Origin of the sequence: Halalkalicoccus sp. NIPERK01 (assembly GCF_030287405.1) — an archaeon.
Lineage (GTDB): Archaea > Halobacteriota > Halobacteria > Halobacteriales > Halalkalicoccaceae > Halalkalicoccus.
The window spans coordinates 492,157-507,826 of sequence record NZ_JASVVV010000002.1; the positions used below are offsets into that span (position 1 = coordinate 492,157).

The following is a 15,670-nucleotide window of genomic DNA, read 5'->3' on the forward strand; positions in this document are numbered from 1 at the left end:
ATCCGTCCTCATGCACCTCTCGGAGGCCACGTGGACCGACGCCGCCGACGCGGAGACGGACCTGGCCCTGCTGCCCGTCGGCAGCACCGAACAGCACGGCCCCCACGCCCCGCTGGGGACCGACGTGGAGACGGCGAAGGCGGTCGCCGACGCCGCGGGCGACGCCTACGACGGCGAGGTGGTCGTCGCACCCTCGATCCCCGTGGGGATCGCGGAGGAACACCGCCAGTTCTCGGGGACGCTGTGGGTGAGCCCCGACACTTTTCGCTCCTACGTCCGCGAGACGGTCGCGAGCCTCGCCTCTCACGGCTGGGATCGCGTCGTCGTCGTCAACGGCCACGGCGGCAACGTCCCCGCGTTGGGCGAGGTCTGTGAGACGATCAGCCGCCACGACGCGGCCTACGCCGTTCCCTTCACCTGGTTCGAGGGCGTCGGCGAGCACAGGAGCGATATGGGCCACGGCGGCCCGCTCGAGACGGCGCTGTTGCGCCACGTCGCGCCCGACCTCGTTCGCGAGGACCGGATCGAGGACGCTCGGGAAGGCGCCGCCCCGCGCTGGGGCGAGTGGGTCTCGCGGGTGAACCTCGCGGTCGACTCGGCGGAGTTCACCGAGAACGGCGTCGTCGGCGATCCCGGGGAGGGGTCGAGAGAACGCGGCGAGGAACTGCTCGCGCTCGCGAGCGCGGCGCTCGTCGAACTCCTGGAGGCGATCGAGGCACGCGATCTCGGCGCGCTGGGACGCTGATCACTCCTCGGTCTCGTCGTCTCCGTCCTCGTCGGCTTCGCTCTCGTCGCCATCCCCCCCTTCGCCGGTCCCCGTCTCCTCCAGTTCGCCGCGGAGTTCGGGGACGGTGCGTGCGAGCTCGCCGACCTGCTCGCGGGCGGCCTCGACCGTCTCGATGAGTTCTGCGAGGTCGTCGAGTTCCTCCTCCAAGGCGTCCGGGTCCTCGAAGGCGTCGGCGCGCTCGCCGACCATGAACCACTTGCGGGCGTCGCGCAGATGGTCGGCGGCCTCGCCCACGTCGAGCGAGGACTTGAGCGAGTTGAGCACGCCGAGGGTGTTCTCGGCGCCGGTCTCCCAGATCGCGTCGGCCGCGGGGAGTTCGCTGCGGGCGGCCGCCACGTTCTCCTCGACGTCCGCGCGGATCTCGCTCGCGGCCTCGCCGAGCAGTTCGTCGTCGTCGAGCGTCGACTGGCTCATGGCGGTGGGTTCGACCCGAACTGTTTTAAGAGTGACCCGACCGCGAGGCGGAAGTGAAACTCACTCGCGCTCGACGCGTTCGACGCGCATCCGGGGGTAGCCCTCCTCGAGTTCCATCCTCGTGCGGGCCGTGATCCCCTCGTAGACCACCGTGATCTCGGCGTCCATCAACGGGCCCCGGAGTTCGGTGTAGCCGATCGCGGGGTCGATGGCGTCGTCGAGTCGGTCCTCGCGGATCGTCACCGAGGCCTCGACGCAGTGGGGCTGGTTCTCGATGGCCTCCTCCATGGCGCGTTCGAGGCCGGGAGCGCTCTCGCGGTCGACGGGCGTGCCGGTGAACTGGTGATAGAGCGTGCCGAACTTGATCCCGGCCTCGAAACAGGCGACCTCGCTGTCGGTCGGCATACCGGAGCGTGGTGGGGTCGGGGAAAGGCGCTTTCGGTGCGCGGGTGGGCCACGGTGTCACGAAGCCCCTATAGGCGCTCGGTTCGTTTTTCCGGTATGGACTACAGCGCGAGCCTCGACAGGGCGATGGACGAGGTCCCCGACATCAAAGGCAAGAGCGAACGGCTCTCGATCCCCGACGCTCAGGCCCAGAAGGACGGCGCGTTCACCCGACTCACGAACCTCGGTGAGATCGCCGACACCCTCAACCGGGAGGCGGAACACCTCCACCGGTTCATCCAGCGCGAACTCGGCACCAGCGGGAAGTTCGAGAACGGCCGCGGGCGGTACAACGGCAACTTCGGCGGCGAGGAGTTCGACGCCGCCGTCTCGAGCTACGTCGAGGAGTACGTCCGGTGTTCCGAGTGTGGCCTGCCCGACACGCGACTCGTCCGCGAGGACCGCACGCCCATGCTCCGGTGTGACGCGTGTGGGGCGTTCCGCCCGGTCACGAAGCGCCGCCAGACCTCCCAGACCCAGCAGCGAGAGGCCGTCGAGGAGGGCCAGACCTACGAGGTCAAGATCACCGGCACGGGCCGGAAGGGCGACGGCGTCGCCGAGCGCGGGAAGTACACCATCTTCGTCCCCGGCGCGAGCGAGGGCGACGTGGTGACGATCTACATCGAGAACATCAGCGGCAACCTCGCGTTCGCGCGGGTCTCCCAGTAGCCCTTACGTTCACCCCGTTGCCGCCGAATCGACTGATCGCGGCGTAAATCGCACGTTTCATAGGGTTCGGAGGCGACTCTCAGCGTGAATGGACGCTCCCGTCTTGCTGACCGGTTCGGAGGGACGGGTCGGCCGCGCGATTCTCGATGGGCTCTCCGACGCCTACGAGTGGCGCTTGCTCGACCGCGAACCGCCGGACGAGGACCCCGCCGGCGAGTTCTTCGTCGCCGACATCCTCGACTACGAGGACGTTCGCGGGGCGATGGAGGGCGTCGGCGCGGTGATCCACCTGGCGGGCGACCCCCGCCCGGAAGCGCCGTGGGACAGCGTCCTGCGGAACAACATCGACGGCACCCACACGGTGATGCAGGCGGCGGTCGACGCCGGCGTCGAGAAGTTCGCCTTCGCCTCCTCGAACCACGCGGTCGGGGCCTACGAGACCGAGGCGCGCACACCCGAGATCTACCGCCCGGACGACGAGTTCCTCCTCGACGGCCGCGAACTCCCCCGGCCCGGCAACCGCTACGGCGTCTCGAAGGCCACCGGCGAGACCCTCGGGCGGTTCTTCCACGACGAACACGGCCTCAGCGTCGTCTGCGTTCGGATCGGCAACCTCACGAAGGGCCACCCGCCGAAGGACTACGAGCGCGGCCAGGCGATGTGGCTCTCACACAGGGACTGTGCCCACCTGTTCGAGCGCTGTCTCGAGGCCGAGTACGACTACGAGATCGTCTACGGCATCTCCGACAACGACCGCAAGTACTACTCGATCGAGCGCGCCCGCGAGGTGCTCGGCTACGACCCGCGGGACAACTCCGCCGACTACACCGACTGAACGCCGGTGATCTCGAGTTCGCCCGCCGGGTTCCTGACGCGGGCCTCGATCACCCGCGTCTCGGCACCGTCGTGGGGTTCGATCTCGATCCGGGCCGGCCGGTCGCTCCGGGCGAGGTCGGCGACCGCCTCCTCGTCGGTCCGACTCCGGAGTCGCCCCTCGATCTCGTTCTGACTGACCGAGACCGTCACCTCCTCGAACTCGACGCGCCGGTCGGGGTCGTCGTCGATCTCCCCGACCGTCGTGAAGACGCGGATCTCGTCGCCGTCCGCCGTGCTGTAGCGCATACCCCTGGATTGGGGCCGGATCCGTTTCGGCGTGTTGCCGTCACCTGCCGGGATCGAACAGCCCCTCGACGTCGCGCTCGCGCGACCGCCGTCGGGAGACGCGATCCGCGAGTCGCCCGTAGACCAGATCGCGATGGGTCGGCTCCCGGACGAAATCGACACAGAGCGCGAGAAATGGGCTCGATTCGCCGGCCTCGAGCGCCTCGCTCGCGTACTCGCGGGCCCGTTCGACGAGCGACGCGTCGTAGCCCCCGGCCGACGCCAGGATCGGCGCGACGAGCAGACACTCCTCGCTATCGAGGTCCGGGAGCGACACGACGTTTCCCCGGTGGACGAGTCGCGGCGGGCGCGCCCGTTCGATCCACTCGGGGTCGTCTCCGAGGGCGGCGAGCGCCCTCCGGACGGAAACCAGGTCGACGCCGCGGTAGTCGTCGGGGAGGCCGGCGAGGTACCCGCGGGCGCTCTCGGCGAGTCCGGTCGCACCCGCCCAGTTGCGGGTCCGGGCGTGATGGATCGCGGCGGTGTACTGGATCAGTCCGTGGAGCAGGCGCTCGTCGTCGCCCTCGGGGCAGTCGAGCCAGACGGGTTCCCACGCGTCGTGAGCGGCGTGATGGAAGCCGGCGTTGTAGAGGGCGATCCCCGCTCGCAGCGGTCGGTCCATACGACTCGTTCGCCCCGCGCCGAGTAGCGTCTGTCGGTCGGTCCCGGTATAACCGGCCTGCACTAGCAAGCGCCGCCTATCTCCGATATGTCGTATTTGATAGTGGTGGCATGAACATCACTCATGTCGGTCGACAGACGGCGCACGTACGGACGAGCGTCGCGAACGAACGGGAAGGTGTGAGTCATGCTTGAACTCGCGATCCTGTTCTTCATCCTCGCGATCGTCGCCGGGGCTCTCGGTGCCGGCGGGATCGCAGGAATGTCGATGACGATCGCCAAGTGGCTGGTCATCGCGTTTCTGGTCCTGGCGGTCGTCTCGTTCCTCCTGTGAGGCGCCGGCCCCACAGGGGTTACGAGAGGCTGTAGTGACCCGATCGTCCGGGGATGTGGTCCGCGCCGTGGCAGATACCGCAGGTCCACGTCTCCCCATCGTATGACCCGATGGTCTTCGCTCCACACCACCCACAGTAGTGCTCTTGCATACACATGTGTCTAGCGTTACCACGGTAAATGTTTTACTTGACGAAACTGACATGAGCGGGTCGAGACGCGGTCGCTCGCGCGGTCGTCGTGGCGTCCGAACCCGCGTTCGAGAGGAACGCTCCCCTATCCCGGTAAGACCGTCCTAGCGTGGATCGGACCCCGTCAAGAGGGGGCTACCCGTGTCGCCCGCCCCCTCGTGGCCCGAAACGTGTTCGATGAAGTGAGAGGCGACCTCGTGAGGAACGTGCGTCCGGTCGCGAACCGTACAGAACCGAACGTCCCGCCGACGACCGGCGGCGAAGCCGCCGGTGACGAAGCGAGTGTGGTGCAAGTCAGGCCACGGATGAAATGAACGTCCTGACGGAGTCTCACACGAGCGTAGCGAGTGTGAGGCACGTCAGGACCGAACGAAGTGAGCGTCCTGACGGAGATTTGAACTCCGGTCACAGGCTCCGCAAGCCCGTAGGATGGTCCACTACCCTACCAGGACTCATCCCGACGTATGCCGGTTCCGGTTAAAGGGGTTACGATCCGACCCCGTCTTACCACGGCGTGACCGCCCGGACTAACCCATAAGTTATCGTAATTTTATATATTAATTCCGTTTTGTTTCTGCCGTGATCGATCGTGAGCGGTCCTGAGCCGGGACGGTGTACTCCTCCCACCGAGGATGGTCGTGGTGTGACACGCCGGTCGGTTCTGGCCGCCGTCTCGGTGGCCGCCACGGCGATCACCCCGGCGCTGGGCGGGTCGAGGACGGGTACGATCGGATCGACGGACGCAGAGCGAGCGTTCGATCCGACCCGCCACGGCTTCGGGTTTTATAACTGGCGCGTCAGCGAGGGGCCGTACCCCGGGACGCGCACCGAAACCGTCGACGACGGGTGGCGAGAGGCGTTCGAGCGTGCGTTCGATCGACCGCTGTCGGACCTCCCCGAGGGGTTCGTCGAGGGGCTCTCCCGGCACGCCCGCGAGGGACTGCTCGAGGCGGTCCGGACCAACGGCTACTGTTACGGGATGATCTTCGCCGCCCAGCGGTACTTCGAACGCCCGGAGACGATCCCCGCCGACTTCGAGACGGCGAGCGGGATCACCCACCCGAACGCACCCCAGTCCGTCGAGGGGACGCCGATCCTCGACGACCTCGTCGAGTACCAGACCGCACAGTACACCGATCCCCACGCGTGGCTCGGCCGGTACGCCCTGCTCGATGCCTCGCTGATCGACTACGACGCCCAACTCGCCGACCTGCTGGCGGCCGTCGACGCGTTCGGCACCGCCGCCATCACGCTGTTCTCCGAGCAGACGGCCCGCTCGCACCAGGTGCTCGTCTACGACTACGAGCGCCGGCCCGGTCGGGTCGTCCTGCGCGCGTACAACCCGAACTACACCGCCGAGAGCTACGAGGAGTTCACCTACACCGTCGAGATCGATACCCGAGGCCCGAGTCCGGTCCCCCTGCCGGTCGAGTACGGACCGCGCTACGACCAGTTCATTCACAACGAGTACGACCGGATGATCCGGGCCCGACGCGACCCCTCCGGACCGCTCGCCGACGGGGGAGCGCTCTACGACCGCGTGTTCGGGACGACGCTGTTCGTCGCGGCGGATCCCGCAGTCGGGACGAGCGTCGTCGATCCGACGGGGCGGCGACTCGAACACACCACCGGCCCCGAACCGCTTCACTACCGTTACGGGGCGTCCACCGGCACCTACACGATCGCGCTGACCGGCCAGGACGGCGGCGAGTACGCCCTCGACGTCTACGCCGGCAGCGAGCATCACGAGTTCCTCGACGAGACGATCGAGGGTTCGATCGCGGCGGGCGAGACCGAACGCTACGAGGTGACGATCGACGACGGAGGGGCGGCCCTCGCGACCGGCGTGGGCGGGACGGCCGCCCTCGGCGCGATCGGCGCGAGTTACGCGGTTCGGCGCGGGCGGGCCAGCCGACGCGATCGCCCCGAGACGAACGGCCCGTAGTTCGCGGCTGTGACCCCCAGTAGCCGGTCGAAACGACCACTCCTCGGCCGTCGAGCGCCCCGATCGACCGAACGGGCCGGGCAAGCAGAGGGTTTATTTCTCCGATTCCCATAGGTGTGATCGACGCATCATTCGGACGAGTTTTGGGACGGTTACGGATGCGGAACGTCGATATAGATGGCAACAGATCACGCACGACGGAGCAGGCTAGCCGAGGTATCGGAAGCGATCAAAGAGTACGGGTTGGCGTTCGTGATGGTCGCGAGTTACTTCGGGTCGGGATCGGTGTTCATCGCGAGCCAGGCGGGCGTCGCCCACGGCTACACGCTGTTGTGGGCGGTCGTCGGCGCGGCGCTGCTGGGCTTCATGGCCCAGGACATGAGCGCCCGACTGGGGATCCACGGCACCTCGCTGATGAAGTTCATCAGGGCGAAACTCGGACGCGGCGGCGCGACGGCGGTCGCGCTGTTCCTCTCGATCGGGTGTGTCGCCTGGACGCTCGGGCTGGTCGCCGCCGTCGGTGCCGGCGTGCAGTTCCTCTCGGGCGGGGCGATCGCCTGGCAGCCCGTCGCGGTCGCCACGACGTTCGTCGCGATCGGCGTCGGCCTCCTCGACTACGAGATGGTCGAGAACGTCATGATCGCCATGATGCTCGCGCTGATGGTGATCTACCTGGTCGTCATGCTCCCGAGCGGCGCGGACCCGACGGCGGTCGCGGCGGGGTTCGTCCCGAGCGTCGAGAACGCCGCGGCGCTGACGGTCGCGGCGGGATTGCTGGGGACCACGGCGCTGTGGCCCAACTTCTTCCTCGAGTCGATCCTCGTCGAGAACAAGGGCTGGACCGACGAGTCGGACCTCCCGACGATGCGAAAGGACCTCGCGGTCGGCTACGCCGTCGGCGGGGTCACGACGATGGCGATCCTGATCGTCTCGGCGGCGATCCTGCCCGCGCTCGGCTACACGGCGCTCGATACGTTCATGACGCCCGGCGAGGCGCTCGTCGAGGTGTTCGGCGCGTGGGCGATGGTTCTCTTCATCGCCGGGGCCGCGGCGGCGGCGTTCAACAGCATCATCCCGATCATGTGGACGCCCGCCTACATCGTCCCGCAGGCGCTCGGCCACGAACCGACCAAGGACGGGCGGCTGTTCAGACTCGTCTTCGCGGCCGGGACGGGACTGGGCGTGCTCTCGCCGGTCATCTCGGCGGCGCTCGGCCTCTCGGTCGTCGACATGGTGATCCTCTTTCCGACCTACAACGGCATCTTCGCGCTGCCGCTGGCGGCGGTGCTCCTGTTCTGGGCCGTCAACGACCGCGGGACCATGGGCGAGTACACCAACACCCTGAAGCTCAACCTCGTCAACGCGACGCTCGTGTTGCTCGCGGTCGTGCTCGCGGCCCTCTCCATCCGGGACTTCATCGGCATGCTCTTCGGCGGCGGGCTGTAGGCCGCCGCCTGCCGTCGATTCGGGTCCGAGACGTCGCGAACCGCGAGCGCCACACGCGTCGGCGTCGATCAGCAGACTTACGATCCCCGGCGGTTTTCGCCCGATAGTGTCGCTAGAACTCGCCGCGCTCCTCGCGCTGATCGCCCTGTTCGCGGGCGTCGGCATCACCGCGATCGGACCCGGCGGCGTCTTCGTGACGATCGCGCTGTTCGCGCTCGCGCCCCTCTCGGCGGCAGAGGTCGCGGGCACCGCGAGCGCGACGTTCGTCGCGACCGGCCTGCTGGGGAGCCTCGTCTATTTCCAGTCCGGCGAGTTCGCACAGGGGTACGCCCGCGAGATGGCGATCGTCCTGAGCGCGACGAGCATCGTCGGGGCGCTCGCGGGCTCGCAGCTCAACCTCCTCTTGCCCGAGCGCGTCTTCGGCTACCTCCTGTCGCTGTTCGTCGCCACCATCGGCGCGGTGATCGTCTACCGCGAGCGGGTCGGACTGAAGCCCTCGAACCGGCTCGACGTCGTCCCCGACCGCCAGCGCCGGATACTCGTCGGCGGGGTCGGCCTCGGAATCGGCGTGCTCGGCGGTCTGCTCGGCGTCGGCGGTCCCGTCGTCGCCGTGCCGGTGCTGGTGGTCCTGGGCGTGCCCATGCTCGTCGCGGTCGCCGTCGCGCAGGTCCAGTCGATCTTCATCTCGTCGTTCGCGACCGTCGGCTACGCGCTCTCGGGCGCGGTGTCGATCCCCGTCGCGCTCGTGGTCGGGGTCCCACAGCTCGTGGGCGTCGTCGCCGGCTGGAAGGTCGCCCACCTGGTCGATCCCCACCTGCTTCGGATCGTCCTCGGGGTCGTGCTGGTGGGCGTCTCGCCGCTGCTCCTGCTCTGAAAAGGAAAGCCCTCACTCGGCGCTGGCGCGCCTCGTTCGCCCTTTGCATGTCCAAGAAAAGACCGCAGAGCGGTCTTTTCGGGCTGAGCGATGGCGGAGCCATCGCGAGGTCCGCGGGAACTACGTTCCCGCGAGATCAAGAAAATCTCCGATTTTCTATGACCGCCAGGCCCGCACCGCAGCCGCTCGATCGAGCGGCTGCTCTCAGGGGACCTGCCCTCCCCCGCCCCGCGAGTGCGGCCGCCGAACGTGCCGCCCGCACTCGCGCCGGCCACCGCACCGCTCCCGACAGCCCCCGCGCTTTTGCCGTGGGCCCTCGTAGCTACCGGCATGGCAGAGAGGATACTCGTCCCGATCGACGACTCGGACCGATCGACGGAAGCGATGGAGTTCGCCTTCGACCGGAACCAGGACGCCACCTTCGTCGCGTTACACGTCCACGAACCCGTCTACGGCGAGGGGTTCGCGTGGCGCGAGCGCGACGAGAAGGCCGACGACGAGGTCGAGCAACTGTTCGCCCACGCCGAGGAACTCGCCGCGGAACACGGCGTCGCGCTCGAGACCGTCAGCAGCGAGGGGAGACCCTCCGACGAGATCGTCGAGTACGCCGAGGAGAACCCGATCGACTCGATCGTCATGGGGTCGCACGGCCGGTCGGGGGCCTCGCGGGTCCTCCTGGGGAGCGTCGCCGAGACGGTCACCCGTCGCTCGCCCGTTCCCGTCACCGTCGTCAGATAGGAGCGAAACCGGCCGACTAGACCGGGTTCGCGGGGCAACGACAACGCTTATGCGCGCGCCACGACACCGTTTTCACGAGAATGGGCGCGATAGAGGACGTGTATTCGGACCTCGAGACGGACGTCTCCCTCGAGGAGTTCGAGGAGGCCGTCGAGGCGAAGGTCGAGCAGATGGGCGGGCTCGCCGACGAGGAGACCGCGGCGATGCTGATCGCCCACGAACTGCGCGACGAGGAGGTCGAGGGGATCGCGGACGTCGAACCCGGCATGGACGAAGCGAAGTTCCTCGCGAAGGTCACGGGCGTCGGCGAGCTGCGCACCTTCGAGCGCGACGACGACGAGGACGGCATGGTGATCAACGTCGAGGCCGCGGACGCGACCGGTTCGGTCAGGCTGGCGTTCTGGGACGAACAGGCGAAGGCGATCGAGGAGGAGGGCATGGAGCCGGGCACCATCCTCCGGGTGAAGGGCCGCCCCAAGGAGGGGTACAACGGACTCGAGGTGAGCGTCACCCAGGCCGAGGAGGACCCCGACGCCGAGGTCGACGTCCAGATTCAGGACACCTACCGGATCGAGGACCTCTCGATGGGGCTGTCGGACGTCGACGTCCGGGGAAAGGTGCTCGCGACCGACTCGATCCGCACCTTCGACCGGGACGACGGCTCCGAAGGGAGGGTGGCGAACCTCACGCTCGGCGACGAGACCGGGCGGATCCGCGTGACCCTCTGGGACGAGCGCACCGCGGCCGTCGAGGAACTGTCTCCCAACCAGTCCGTCGAGGTCGTCGACGGCTACGTCCGGGAGCGAAACGACGACCTCGAACTCCACGTCGGCAATCGGGGCGCGATCGAGGGGATAGACGAGGAGATCGAGTACGTCCCCGAGACGACGCCGATCGAGGACCTCGAGATCGAGGACGTCGCGGACATCGGCGGCGTGGTCCGATCGGCGGATCCCAAGCGGACGTTCGACCGCGACGACGGCTCGGACGGGCAAGTGAGAAACGTCCGGATCCAGGACGAGACCGGCGATATCCGTGTCGCTTTGTGGGGCGAGAAGGCCGACATCGACCTGGGTCCCGGAGACACCGTCCAGTTCGCCGACGTGGAGATCCAGGACGGCTGGCAGGACGACATCGAGGCCTCGGCGGGCTGGCGCTCGACGGTGACGGTCACCGACGCCGGCTCCGGGCCCGCCCCCACTTCGGGCCCGGCGGCCGGCGGAGGCGACTCGGGTTCGGCCGACCTCTCGTCGTTCGGCGGCGACGGGCCGGCCACCGACGCCGAGGAACCGTCGAAGTCCGAGGGAGCGCCGGAGGCGACCGGATCGGCCGGGTCCGATACCGGCGGCGACGGTAAGGTCGTCGAGTTCACCGGGACGGTGGTCCAGCCGGGCGATCCGGCGAAACTCGACGACGGCGAGGAGACCGTCACCGTCCTCACGAGCGAGAAGCTCTCGCTGGGCGAGGAGGTCACGGTGCGGGGACCGATTCGCGAGGGGCGGATCGACGCCGAGGACGTCGTTTAGAACCCTTTTTGACCGCCGGGTCCGATGGTCCGGTATGTCACGACAGCGCGTGGAGGCGTCGAGTGCGGCGCTCGCTCACTGGTCGAGCCCCGACGGCGACCCGCCGACGATCGTCGAGGGCGAGGGCTGTTACGTCACGGACGACGAGGACGAGGAGTACCTCGATTTCATCGCGCAGCTCTACTGCGTCAACGCCGGCCACGGAAACGAGCGGATCAACGAGGCCATCGAACAGCAGCTCTCGAGGGTCGCGTACGTCTCCTCGGCGAAGCACAACGACACCCGCGAGGAGTTGGCGAACGAGCTCGCCGGGATCGCGCCGGGACGGCTCTCGAACACGTTCTTTTCGATCTCCGGCAGCGAGGCCAACGAGGCGGCGGTCCAGATCGCCCGCGAGTACACCGGCGCGCCGAAGGTGCTGACCCGGTATCAGTCGTACCACGGCGGCACCTACGGAGCGGGGAACCTGACGGGCGACCCCTCCACCAGAGCGGCGCTCGAACCCTACGGCGGGACTTCGACTGGAAAATTCCTCCCGCCGCTTCCCGAGGTGTTCGACGCCGAGGGCGAGGAGTTGGCCGAGCGGGCGGCGAATCACCTGGAGTACGTGATCCGAAACGAAGGGATGGAAACGGTCGCCGCGGTGCTGATGGAGCCGGTCGGCGGCACCAGCGGCGCCTATCCCGCCCCCGAGGGCTACTTCGAGCGGGTGCGCGAGATCTGTGACGAGTACGGGATCCTGTTGATCGCCGACGAGGTGATCACCGGCTTCGGGCGGTGTGGCGAGTGGTTCGGGATCCAGACGGAGGGGGTCGAGCCGGACGTGCTCACGTTCGCGAAGGGGGTCACGAGCGCGTACGCCCCGCTGGCGGGCGTGCTCGTCGGCCCCGAGATCGCCCGGAACGTCCGCGAGGGCGGGTACGACCTGGGCCAGACGTTCGGGGGCCACCCCGTCTCGTGTGCCGCGGGGCTCGGCGCCCTCAAGGTCTACCGCGACGGCCTCCTCGAGAACGTCCGCGACCTCGCGCCGACGTTCGAGCGCGAACTCCGCGATCTAGAGCAGTACGACGCCGTCGCGGACGTGCGCGGTCGAGGGTTCCTCTGGGGGGTCACGTTCAGGGAGGGCGACGAGCCGTTCGTCGACCCGTGGGTCGACCCCGACGCCGAGAACCCCGTCGAGACGGTCGTCGAGGAGGCCGCGAAGCGAAACGTCCTCGTCGGGACCGGCCGGCCGGCGACGCAGGTCATCTGCGCGCCGCCGCTGTGTGCGGGCCGCGAGGAGATCGCCGCGGGCGTCGACGCGCTCGGGGAGGCGATCGAAGTGGCGTTCGGTCGAAACGACGAAAACGCTTAAGCGTCCCTGAGAACGGTTTGGAGTATGAGCGTCGAGTTGCCGTTCGCGCCGGTGGACACGATCATCCGGCGCAACGCCGGCGGGTTGCGCGTCAGTGCCGAGGCGGCCGAAGAACTCGCGGAACTGATCCAGCGCCGAGGGGCGGCCCTCGCGGCGGGGGCGACCGAGCGCGCCGACGCCGAGGGGAGAAAGACCCTGATGCCCGGCGACTTCGGCGTGAGCGAGGTGGTCGATCCCGACGCGCTCGAACTGCCGATCGCGCCGGTCGACCGGATCGCCCGCCTCGACATCGACGACCGCTACCGGGTCTCGATGGACGCGCGGATCGCGCTGGCACAGCTACTGGAGGCCTACGCCGACGACATCGCGGAGGCGGCGACGACGCTCGCGCGTCACGCCGACCGCCGGACGGTGAAGGCCGAGGACATCCGAACGTACACCGAACTGGTCGAATGAACGCTGCGGGAGCGGGGAACTGACATGAAATTCGGCTACAGCGACACCTGTCTCGAACACGACACGGGGGGACGCCACCCGGAGACGCCGGACCGACTCCGGGCGATCAAACGCGGGCTCACCCGGAAACACGGCGTCGAGTACGTCGAGGCCGATCCGGCGAGCGTCGCGGCCGTCGAGGCGATCCACGACCCCGAGTACGTCGCGGCCGTCGAGGAGTTCTGTGCCTCCGGCGGGGGCAACTGGGACCCAGACACCGTCGCCGTCGAGGAGACGTGGGACGCGGCCCTCGAGAGCGCCGGCCTCGCCCAGTGGGCCGCTACGGCTGCCCTCGACGGGAACCAGGGGCGCGAGACGCCCTTCTCGATCGGCCGGCCGCCGGGCCACCACGCCCTGTCGGACGACGCGATGGGCTTTTGTTTCTTCAACAACGCGGCGGTCGCCGCCCAGACGGCACTCGATCGGGTCGACCGGGTGGCGATCGTCGACTGGGACGTCCACCACGGCAACGGCACCCAGGAGATCTTCGAGGACCGGTCGGACGTCCTCTACGCCTCGCTCCACGAGGACGGACTGTACCCGGGGACGGGCGACGCCGAGGAGATCGGGACCGGTGAGGGCGAGGGGACGACCTGCAACGTTCCCCTCCCCGCCGGAACCGACGACGGCGGGTATCTGTACGCCGTCGAGGAGGTCCTCGCGCCGACCATCGAGCGGTTCGACCCCGGCCTCCTCCTCGTGAGCGCCGGCTTCGACGCCCACCGCCACGATCCCATCTCGCGGATGCGCGTCTCGACCGACGGCTTCGGCCACCTCACGATCGCGCTCCGGGAGATCGCAGACGACGTCGAGGCGCCGATCGCGTTCGTCCTCGAGGGCGGGTACGGGCTGGACACCCTCTCGGAGGGCGTGGCGATGGTCCACGAGGTCTTCGACGGTCACGTCCCCGTCGAGACGGAGTCGGAACCCGACGAGGAGGTCGAGGGGATCGTCGCCGACCTCCGCGAGCGTCACGGACTGGGCCCGTAGTAGCGCGCGAGTTCGACCCCGAACTCCGGAAGGAGATCGAGCAGTTCGTCGCCGACGAGCAGGTCGTACCCCGATTCGAGCGCGCGCTCGACGGCCGGGCCGAGCGCCACCGAAAACAGTTCGCCCTCCAGACACCCGGCCGCCGACGTGTACTCGCGCTCGCGTTCGACGACGTAGCGACCCTCGTCGACGAACGGCCCGTAGGCGTCGCCCTCGGCGTACTTCTCGTAGAAGGCGTCGGCGTGGTCACGGACGTGGACCGGCGGGCCGGCGTGGCGTTCGACGGCGGGGAGCGAGTCGCGTTCGGGTTCGATCAACACGAGCGCGTGGTCGGCGGCGAACGCCGCCGAGCGAAGGGGCGAAAAGCCGTGGCGGTCCAGTTCGTCGGCGAGGTTCGAGCGGGACTTCTCGAGTTGGGGGTAGAGCTGGTCGTCGACTATATCGGGGGCCGAAAACCGGAGCGCGAGCGGCGTCGTCCCGCGGCGCGCGAGGTGGGTCTCCAGATCGCCGTGGGAGAGCGGATCGGGGTCGTCGGGAGCGAACGGTTCTTCGGTAGGGTCGTCGAGCAGGGCGCGGGCGTGGTGCTGGAAGCGCGCGAGGTTGGTGGTCGAGAGGACCGCCGCGACGTTTCGCTCGGGGTCGGTGGGGTCGATCACGACCAGCGGGTCGTCGAAATCCCGGGCTCCGTGGCTCTCGGGGTCGAGTTCCACGGGGGGGTGCCAGTCGGCGACCGCCTCGATCAGCGGGCGGAAGCCGCCGAACTCGATCACGAGGAGTTCGGTCAGATAGCCCGAGAACCCCTCGGTGCGCAGGTCGCTTCCGTAGACCCCGCGGGCGGTGAGAAACCGCTTGAGGACGCGCACGTCCGCTGCGAGGTCGGGCGTGAGTTCGCGCTCGACGTACTCGGTGTGAAAGGGGGTTCGGTCGACCGCCGAGCGGGCCTCGGTCGCGGACTCGACCCGGAAACAGGGGACGAGATCCACGTCGTAGCCGTCGAATTCGCCCGTCGTGTAGGGGTGTTCGGCGTACTCCGCGCGGCCGTCGGGCAGGACCGCGCGGCCGACCTCCAGCCCCATCGATTCGAGGTCCTCGCGCGGGAGGCCGGGGGGGAACCGGACGAACAGGTCGACGTCCTGGTCGCCGGGGAGCCACGTTCCCCGGGCGGTGGATCCCACGCGAACGACGTCGGTCTCGACGGGGAGGTCGGCGGCCGCGGACTCGGTGCGCGAGACGAGACGGTCGGTCGCGTCCGCGAGGCGCTCGCGTTCGTCCGCCGAGGGGGTCGTCCGCTCGCGGACGGTCGCGAGAACGGAAGTGAGGGCGTCGGTCATTGCCGGGGGTTCCGCCGGAGCGGGCGAAAGGGTGTCGATGGGTCGGTCGGAAACGAAAGCCCTATTTGACGAGTGCGGTTAGGTGGGAGTGAAGCCGCCGTAGCTCAGTTGGTAGAGCACCTGGTTGTTACCCAGGTTGTCCCAGGTTCGAGTCCTGGCGGCGGCGTAGGATTTTACGGTCCGCGGGATCTCGTCGAGTTCCGCGACGGCGTGAATTTCTGTAGAAATTCACGCGCAACCGGAACGCAAGCGTTTCGGCAGCGGCGTCGATTTCTGCGAATCCGACGACGAGTGTAGCGAGTCGTCCGTGAGCACCAAACACGCCATCCGACGGGGACGTGCGGGTGTAGT

General features: G+C 68.6%; 19 protein-coding genes and 2 tRNA genes. 13 read left to right on the forward strand and 8 right to left on the reverse strand.

What is annotated here, in order from left to right; genetic code table 11:
• Window positions 1-10: 10 nt before the first annotated feature.
• Window positions 11-745, forward strand: a complete 735-nt coding sequence (locus QRT08_RS08630) for a creatininase family protein (protein ID WP_286045532.1) — start codon at window positions 11-13, stop codon at window positions 743-745.
• Here QRT08_RS08630 and QRT08_RS08635 read toward each other — a convergent pair whose 3' ends face one another.
• Together QRT08_RS08635 and QRT08_RS08640 are read right to left on the reverse strand one after the other, a co-directional pair.
• Complete coding sequence (locus QRT08_RS08635; protein ID WP_286045533.1) at window positions 746-1,201, reverse strand: DUF5790 family protein; 456 nt, start codon at window positions 1,199-1,201, stop codon at window positions 746-748. It abuts the gene before it with no gap.
• 60 nt (window positions 1,202-1,261) lie between these two features.
• Window positions 1,262-1,606, reverse strand: a complete 345-nt coding sequence (locus QRT08_RS08640) for a dihydroneopterin aldolase family protein (RefSeq protein ID WP_286045534.1) — start codon at window positions 1,604-1,606, stop codon at window positions 1,262-1,264.
• Window positions 1,607-1,702: 96 nt separating this feature from the next.
• Between QRT08_RS08640 and QRT08_RS08645 the strand changes: the two genes are divergently transcribed.
• Together QRT08_RS08645 and azf are read left to right on the forward strand one after the other, a co-directional pair.
• Window positions 1,703-2,314, forward strand: a complete 612-nt coding sequence (locus QRT08_RS08645) for a translation initiation factor IF-2 subunit beta (RefSeq protein ID WP_286045535.1) — start codon at window positions 1,703-1,705, stop codon at window positions 2,312-2,314.
• 88 nt (window positions 2,315-2,402) lie between these two features.
• The gene (gene azf / locus QRT08_RS08650) at window positions 2,403-3,149 is read left to right on the forward strand and encodes an NAD-dependent glucose-6-phosphate dehydrogenase Azf (RefSeq protein ID WP_286045536.1); all 747 of its coding nucleotides are present in this window, start codon (window positions 2,403-2,405) and stop codon (window positions 3,147-3,149) included.
• Here the strand turns inward: azf and QRT08_RS08655 are convergent.
• A complete protein-coding gene (locus QRT08_RS08655) occupies window positions 3,137-3,436 on the reverse strand; it encodes a hypothetical protein (protein WP_286045537.1) in 300 nt (99 codons plus the stop codon). The genes azf and QRT08_RS08655 overlap by 13 nt on opposite strands.
• Window positions 3,437-3,476: 40 nt before the next feature.
• The gene (locus QRT08_RS08660; protein ID WP_286045538.1) at window positions 3,477-4,097 is read right to left on the reverse strand and encodes a DUF309 domain-containing protein; all 621 of its coding nucleotides are present in this window, start codon (window positions 4,095-4,097) and stop codon (window positions 3,477-3,479) included.
• A gap of 186 nt (window positions 4,098-4,283) precedes the next feature.
• Here QRT08_RS08660 and QRT08_RS08665 point away from each other — a divergent pair, with 186 nt between their 5' ends.
• Window positions 4,284-4,430 carry a DUF1328 family protein gene (locus tag QRT08_RS08665; protein ID WP_286045539.1) on the forward strand — a complete coding sequence of 49 codons (147 nt, stop codon included), beginning with the start codon at window positions 4,284-4,286 and terminating at the stop codon, window positions 4,428-4,430.
• A gap of 19 nt (window positions 4,431-4,449) precedes the next feature.
• Here the strand turns inward: QRT08_RS08665 and QRT08_RS08670 are convergent, their stop codons facing one another.
• The 3 genes from QRT08_RS08670 to QRT08_RS08680 all read right to left on the reverse strand — a co-directional run bounded on the left by QRT08_RS08670 (window position 4,450) and on the right by QRT08_RS08680 (window position 5,072).
• Window positions 4,450-4,581, reverse strand: coding sequence for a hypothetical protein (locus QRT08_RS08670; RefSeq protein ID WP_286045540.1), 132 nt, complete (start codon window positions 4,579-4,581; stop codon window positions 4,450-4,452).
• A 143-nt stretch (window positions 4,582-4,724) separates the two neighbouring features.
• On the reverse strand, window positions 4,725-4,913 hold the full coding sequence (locus QRT08_RS08675) for a hypothetical protein (protein ID WP_286045541.1): 189 nt from the start codon (window positions 4,911-4,913) through the stop codon (window positions 4,725-4,727).
• Window positions 4,914-4,999: 86 nt separating this feature from the next.
• Window positions 5,000-5,072: transfer RNA gene (locus QRT08_RS08680), tRNA-Arg, on the reverse strand.
• 191 nt (window positions 5,073-5,263) lie between these two features.
• Here QRT08_RS08680 and QRT08_RS08685 point away from each other — a divergent pair.
• From QRT08_RS08685 to QRT08_RS08720, 8 genes are all read left to right on the forward strand, one after another.
• Window positions 5,264-6,565 (forward strand): hypothetical protein, encoded by a 1,302-nt coding sequence (locus QRT08_RS08685; protein WP_286045542.1) that lies wholly within the window; start codon window positions 5,264-5,266, stop codon window positions 6,563-6,565.
• A 177-nt stretch (window positions 6,566-6,742) separates the two neighbouring features.
• Window positions 6,743-8,011 carry an NRAMP family divalent metal transporter gene (locus QRT08_RS08690; protein WP_286045543.1) on the forward strand — a complete coding sequence of 423 codons (1,269 nt, stop codon included), beginning with the start codon at window positions 6,743-6,745 and terminating at the stop codon, window positions 8,009-8,011.
• 106 nt (window positions 8,012-8,117) lie between these two features.
• Window positions 8,118-8,885: a sulfite exporter TauE/SafE family protein gene (locus QRT08_RS08695; RefSeq protein WP_286045544.1), complete on the forward strand. Its 768-nt coding sequence runs from the start codon at window positions 8,118-8,120 to the stop codon at window positions 8,883-8,885.
• Window positions 8,886-9,215: 330 nt separating this feature from the next.
• Window positions 9,216-9,623: a universal stress protein gene (locus QRT08_RS08700; protein WP_286045545.1), complete on the forward strand. Its 408-nt coding sequence runs from the start codon at window positions 9,216-9,218 to the stop codon at window positions 9,621-9,623.
• Between the two features lie 80 nt (window positions 9,624-9,703).
• Window positions 9,704-11,149 carry a single-stranded DNA binding protein gene (locus QRT08_RS08705; RefSeq protein ID WP_286045546.1) on the forward strand — a complete coding sequence of 482 codons (1,446 nt, stop codon included), beginning with the start codon at window positions 9,704-9,706 and terminating at the stop codon, window positions 11,147-11,149.
• A 34-nt stretch (window positions 11,150-11,183) separates the two neighbouring features.
• Complete coding sequence (locus tag QRT08_RS08710) at window positions 11,184-12,503, forward strand: aminotransferase family protein (RefSeq protein ID WP_286045547.1); 1,320 nt, start codon at window positions 11,184-11,186, stop codon at window positions 12,501-12,503.
• A 24-nt stretch (window positions 12,504-12,527) separates the two neighbouring features.
• Window positions 12,528-12,959 (forward strand): histone family protein, encoded by a 432-nt coding sequence (locus QRT08_RS08715; RefSeq protein ID WP_286045548.1) that lies wholly within the window; start codon window positions 12,528-12,530, stop codon window positions 12,957-12,959.
• A gap of 24 nt (window positions 12,960-12,983) precedes the next feature.
• A complete protein-coding gene (locus QRT08_RS08720) occupies window positions 12,984-13,988 on the forward strand; it encodes a histone deacetylase family protein (protein WP_286045549.1) in 1,005 nt (334 codons plus the stop codon).
• On the opposite strand, the gene cca is transcribed toward QRT08_RS08720, so the two are convergent.
• Complete coding sequence (cca, locus tag QRT08_RS08725) at window positions 13,970-15,319, reverse strand: CCA tRNA nucleotidyltransferase (protein WP_286045550.1); 1,350 nt, start codon at window positions 15,317-15,319, stop codon at window positions 13,970-13,972. The genes QRT08_RS08720 and cca overlap by 19 nt on opposite strands.
• 93 nt (window positions 15,320-15,412) lie before the next feature.
• Here cca and QRT08_RS08730 point away from each other — a divergent pair.
• Window positions 15,413-15,485 (forward strand) — tRNA-Asn (locus QRT08_RS08730).
• Window positions 15,486-15,670 lie beyond the last annotated feature (185 nt).